Annotated in this window: 8 protein-coding genes; 4 read left to right on the plus strand and 4 right to left on the minus strand. The window is 60.8% G+C overall.

The window, feature by feature from the left end; translation table 11 throughout:
- From rdgC to ACIQ47_RS14595, 4 genes are all read left to right on the plus strand, one after another.
- A partial coding sequence (gene rdgC / locus ACIQ47_RS14580; RefSeq protein WP_396438795.1) for a recombination-associated protein RdgC occupies positions 1-488 on the plus strand: 488 nt, incomplete at its 5' end.
- A gap of 34 nt (positions 489-522) precedes the next feature.
- Positions 523-912: a fluoride efflux transporter CrcB gene (crcB, locus tag ACIQ47_RS14585; RefSeq protein ID WP_396438796.1), complete on the plus strand. Its 390-nt coding sequence runs from the start codon at positions 523-525 to the stop codon at positions 910-912.
- Positions 913-984: 72 nt separating this feature from the next.
- Entirely contained in the window at positions 985-1,257 is a 273-nt protein-coding gene (locus ACIQ47_RS14590) for a BrnT family toxin (protein ID WP_396438797.1), read from the plus strand.
- On the plus strand, positions 1,217-1,486 hold the full coding sequence (locus ACIQ47_RS14595; RefSeq protein ID WP_296292448.1) for a BrnA antitoxin family protein: 270 nt from the start codon (positions 1,217-1,219) through the stop codon (positions 1,484-1,486). Before ACIQ47_RS14590 ends, ACIQ47_RS14595 begins: the two co-directional genes overlap by 41 nt.
- Here ACIQ47_RS14595 and ACIQ47_RS14600 read toward each other — a convergent pair.
- The 4 genes from ACIQ47_RS14600 to ACIQ47_RS14615 all read right to left on the minus strand — a co-directional run.
- The gene (locus ACIQ47_RS14600) at positions 1,440-1,868 is read right to left on the minus strand and encodes a hypothetical protein (protein WP_396438798.1); all 429 of its coding nucleotides are present in this window, start codon (positions 1,866-1,868) and stop codon (positions 1,440-1,442) included. The two genes, ACIQ47_RS14595 and ACIQ47_RS14600, sit on opposite strands and share 47 nt — an antisense overlap.
- Positions 1,869-1,894: 26 nt before the next feature.
- The gene (locus ACIQ47_RS14605) at positions 1,895-2,149 is read right to left on the minus strand and encodes a MoaD/ThiS family protein (protein WP_296292450.1); all 255 of its coding nucleotides are present in this window, start codon (positions 2,147-2,149) and stop codon (positions 1,895-1,897) included.
- A gap of 15 nt (positions 2,150-2,164) precedes the next feature.
- Complete coding sequence (locus tag ACIQ47_RS14610; RefSeq protein WP_396438799.1) at positions 2,165-3,505, minus strand: NAD(P)/FAD-dependent oxidoreductase; 1,341 nt, start codon at positions 3,503-3,505, stop codon at positions 2,165-2,167.
- A gap of 106 nt (positions 3,506-3,611) precedes the next feature.
- Positions 3,612-5,065: aldehyde ferredoxin oxidoreductase family protein (locus ACIQ47_RS14615; protein WP_396438800.1), on the minus strand; the 1,454-nt coding region annotated here is incomplete at its 5' end.

Genomic DNA, 5,065 nt, shown 5'->3' on the forward strand with positions numbered 1-5,065 from the left:
GGCTCTTGGCCCCCACACCCGATGAATGGCCCGCCGATCTGACGGTGGAGCGCGAAACCGTGCTCAAGTCCACCGGCGAAGATGCCGCCAGCGTGCGCTTCACCCGCCACCACCTGGCCAATGACGATGTGCGCAAGCATGTGCTGGAAGGCAAGTTGCCCACGCAACTGGCCCTGAGCTGGGACGGCCGCGTGGCCTTTGTGCTGACCGAAACCCTGCAGCTGAAAAAAGTGCAGTACCTCGACGGCGTGATGGACGAGTCGGGCACCGACAAAAACGAAGACCGCTTTGACGCCGACGTGGCCTTGTCCACCGGTTTGCTGGGACCACTGATCGACAGCCTGATCGAGGCCCTGGGTGGTGAAATGGAACTGGGTGCAGCTGCTGCCGATCAGGCGCTGCCCAACCCAACACGCACCGTGTTGAACTCGACCCTGCAGACAAGGGCCACGGGCGCAGCGGCGACCGACGAAGACCCGCCGTTTTAATCGTCGGTAAACCCCAAACGAAAGGCCCCCCGCCATGCTCACGGTGATCGCGATATGCCTGGGTGCTTGTGTGGGTGCGCTGTCGCGCTGGCAGCTGGGCCTGTGGCTCAACCCCAGCAACGCAAGCGCTGGCCTGCTGCCTTGGGGCACGCTGGCGGCCAACCTGATCGGTGGCTATTTGGTCGGTGTGTGCGTGGGCGTGTTCCAGCAACTGCCGGAGTTGGACCCGGTTTGGCGACTGGCACTGGTCACCGGTTTTTTAGGGGCACTCACCACGTTTTCCAGCTTTTCAGCGGAGGTCGTGGCCATGCTGCAACAAGGCCGCTTTGCACTGGCGGCAGGCACGGCCAGTTTGCACTTGTTCGGTTCGCTGGCCCTCACGGTGCTGGGACTTAAAACCGTGGGTCTGCTTTGGGCTCGGTGAGTGTTTAACCGAAGGACAAACGGCCTTGTTGTCAATTCACCAAACCCATTTAATGGGTGTACAATAAATCGCATGGACCTTGAGTTCGACGCTGCAAAACGAGACCAAGCGCTGTCGGAGCGTGGTTTGGATTCTGCCCCCGCTCAAGAAGTCTTCGAGGGCATGCACTTCACCGGGCAGGACTCAAGGATCAACTACACCGAAGACCGGTTCATCACTGTGGGTTTCTTGGATGCCCGCTTGATTGTTTTGGTCTGGACCCTACGCGGCAAAGTGCGCCGCATCATCAGTATGAGGAAAGCCAATGACCGAGAAAAAGCGCTCTACGCCCGCGCCCTGGATTGATCCGGATGATGCGCCGCCTTTGACGGCCGAATTTTTCAAATCGGCTGAACTTTACGAAGGCAAGCAGCTCAAATCCAGAGGACGCCCCAAGGCCGCCATGACCAAAGAGCCCGTCAAGCTTCGTTTGGATGCCGATGTCCTGGCCGCATTGCGTGCCAGTGGCGAGGGCTGGCAAACGCGCATCAACGAGGCATTGCGCGCTTCCTTGAGATTGGCCGGGCAACTCTGAAGGACCAAAAGCCAAGCCGCCAAACCGCCAAGACTTGCGTTCTGAAGGTCAGCAAATTCGATCGTTGACCTTTACCCATGGCAGCAGGCTCACCCCGCTGCATCGTCAAATCAAACTGCTTCATGAAGCGCTGGCGCGCTTCTTCTACTACGCCATCAAACACAAAAGAGACCGCCAAACGCTGCAGGCGCAGCAGCGCGATCACGCGTGGGGGCAGGGTGTGCCATTGCAGTTGCAGATGGCCTTCACCGATCTGCACACGCACCTGGCCGGTACCCAGCACAAAGGCATGGTCACCCAGTGCGCGGGGCAAGGCGGTCAACCATTCGGTTTCGCTGGTGCCCATGTCGCGTTCAAAGCGCTCGGGGTAGAAGGACTGCATGAAAACAATACCTGCGTGGGCCGACTTCAGCCGCCCGCCACGGGTGGCCAAATCGCCAGCACGTCGCCTTCAACCAAGGTGGTGGTGTCCCGGTCTTCGGGTTTGATGTATTTGCCGTTGACCAGCACCAGATGCACGAGCTTCGGCGGCATGCCGAAGGGCTCGATGATCTGGCTGATGCTGGTGTCCTGCGCCACATCCAGCGTCACTTGGTTGCTACGCCGGGCCTCGGCAGGCAAGTAGTCGGTCAGCGTGGCAAACAGTTTGAAAGTGATGTTCATGCGCAGATTGTCGCTTCAGCGGCGACGCGCATCGGCGGCACCACTCCAGCGGCCCTGGCCCTGAGCGCAGTCCAGATAAGCGTCCACCAGCTTGGTCGGGTCGTGCATCAGGCGGTCTTTCCAGTCACCCAGATGCACCTGGCCTTCGACCAGGCCACGCATCACGCCCACATGCTCGGTCCAGCCCACGCTGTTGCAGCCGATCATCACATCGTCCTTGAACTGCAAGCTCAGGTGACGGCCTGCGGCCTTGTCGGTCAAAACGGCCGACTGGCCATTGGCCACGCCTTCCCAGTTGCCAAAACTGGTGGAGATCAAACCCAGGGTGTCGAGCACGTTGATTTGCGTGACACCCTTGAGCACAGCGTTTTGGCCCAGCATGTTGAGCGCAGCGACGCGGGCCTGCTCGGCGGCGTTGGGCTGGATGGCGCTCACAATCGTTTTGCCGCTGACCATGTCAAAGGCTTCGGCGCAGTCGCCTGCCGCGAAGATGCCGGGCACATTGGTTTGCAGGTGTTCGTCGGTCAACACGCCTTGCAGGCAGGTGATGCCGCTGTCCTTCAAAAAGCCAATGGCCGGACGCACGCCGGTAGCGCTGATGACCAGATCGGCTTCGACGGTTTGGCCATTGGACAAACGCACCTGCAGCGCACCGCTGGCATCGTCAGACCCCAAACCCACCGCAGAAGCCAACTTGCCGAGCAAGCCTTTTTCTGCGCCACGGCTGATGGCTTCGACCTTGGTGCCGGTGAACACCTGCACGCCTTTGGCTTCGCACCAGTCGCGGATCATGCCGCCCGCTACCGGGCCCATCATGCGCGGCACCATGCGGTCACCCATCTCCACCACGCTGAGCTTGACGCCACGCGCCGCCAGCGATTCCATGATGATGCAGCCAATGAAACCTGCGCCCATTTGCAGCACACGGGCGCCGGGCTGGGCCAGCGCCTGGATGGCGCGGGCGTCTTCCAGCGTCCAGCACGGGTGCACGCCGGGCAGGTCCATGCCTGCAATCGGTGGGCGCACGGGGTGCGAGCCGGTGGCGATCAAGAGCTTGTCAAAAGCCATCGACTGGCCGTTGTCCAAGTGCACCGTTTTGCCTGCCGCATCGACGCGGGTGACTTTGGCCTTGACTTGCGTGATGCAAAGCTCGTCAAAGTGGGTGGCGCTCTTGCGCAGGTAGGTGCCTTGCTCTTCGATATTCCCGATCAGCAAATAAGGGATGGCCATGCGCGAATAAGGCGCATCGGGCTCGTCGCCAATCAAGGTGATGGTGTCACCCGGGGCATGCTTGCGGATGGTTTCAGCGGCGATCACGCCGGCAGGGCCTGCGCCCAAAATCACGTGGTGGGTCATGGTGTTCTCCAAAAAAGAAACAGCGGCCCCGGAGAGCCGCTGCGTCGTTGATCTCAGCAAGACCCAGTGGTGCCCTTGAAGGCGACACTGAGACTCTGACTGAGCATCACAGCCCCAGGCGTTCCCGGGTGGCCGATGTGGGGTGGCCTTCGCCATCCCAGCCGCGCGCCTCGTAGTACTTGGGCAGCATTTCGTCCAACTTGCTGACCATGCCTTTGCCGGGGCCGGTTTTGGCGGCTTCGGTCATCAGGCGCTTGGGCAGGTTGTCGTCGGCCTTGGTGAAGCCGGCGGCGTTGTTGAAATCGCGCTCCATATTCCAGATACGCTCGCCAATGTGGTTCAAGTGCTCCATGGTGAATTCTTCGCCACAAGCGGCTTGCACCTGAGGGGCCACGTCGGCCAGGGTCCAGGCAAAGCTGGTGAAGACGCAGATGCCTGCCGAGTCAAAGGCGGCTGTCGCGTCCTGGAAGGCCTTGACCAATTCTGGCTTGCCTTCGTGCTCGGTGGGCTCGGTCTTGACCGGGATGCCCAGCACTTCAGAGGCGATGGTGTAGCCGCGCAGGTGGCAAGCACCACGGTTGGAGGTGGCGTAAGCCAAACCAATGCCCTGGATCACACGGCCGTCATAGGCCGGGAACTCCTGGCCCTTGACGCTCATGGACAGGTCGGGGTGGCCGTATTTGGCGGTCAGGCGCTTGGAGCCCATGCCAATTTCCTTGCCAAAACCAATGCCCTTGGCGGTCATGTCGACAAACTCGCACAAGGCTTCGGCCGAGCCAAAGGGTGCTGCCACACCGATTTGCTCTTTGGTCAGCACACCCATTTCATACAGCTCCATCACGGCGCCAATGGTGGTGCCAAAGCTGATCGGGTCAAAGCCTTCTTCGTTGCAAATCATGTTGGCGTATTGCAGGGCTTCCAGGTCATTCACGCCGTTGGCTGCGCCCAGTGCCCAAGCCGCTTCGTATTCCAGGCCGCCGTTGGCGCCCCAGTACTCAGGCTTGTTCTTGACGGAGAAGTGGCCTTCGTCCATCTTGCTGATGCGGCCGCAAGCGATGGTGCAACCAAAGCAGGCTTGGTTGGTCACCAGGTGCTTTTTGCCATCGGTCTCACGGGGCGTGACCATGGCTTCGGCCGAGATGTCTTTGGCGCCTTCAAACTGCACATCGCGGTGGTTGCGGGTGGGCAAACCACCGACTTCGTTGATCACGTTCATCAGCACCTGGGTGCCATAAGCTGGCAGGCCCTGGCCTGTGACGGCGTTGTCGGCCAGCACCTTTTTGGCGGCCTTGGCCGCAGCCATGAAAGCCTTGGGGTTTTGCATGTTGCCCACGCCCTTGGTGCCGCGCACCGCAATGGCTTTCAGGTTCTTGCTGCCCATGACGGTGCCCACGCCCGAGCGGCCAGCCGCACGGTGCAAGTCGTTCACCACAGCGGCATACAGCACGCCGTTTTCACCGGCCTTGCCGATGCTGCAAACGCGCAGCAAGGGGTCTTGCAAACTGGACTTGAGGATTTCCTCGGTCTTCCAGACACTTTGGCCCCAGAGGTGGCTCGCAT

Source organism: Limnohabitans sp., from assembly GCF_044373035.1.
GTDB lineage: Bacteria > Pseudomonadota > Gammaproteobacteria > Burkholderiales > Burkholderiaceae_C > Limnohabitans_A.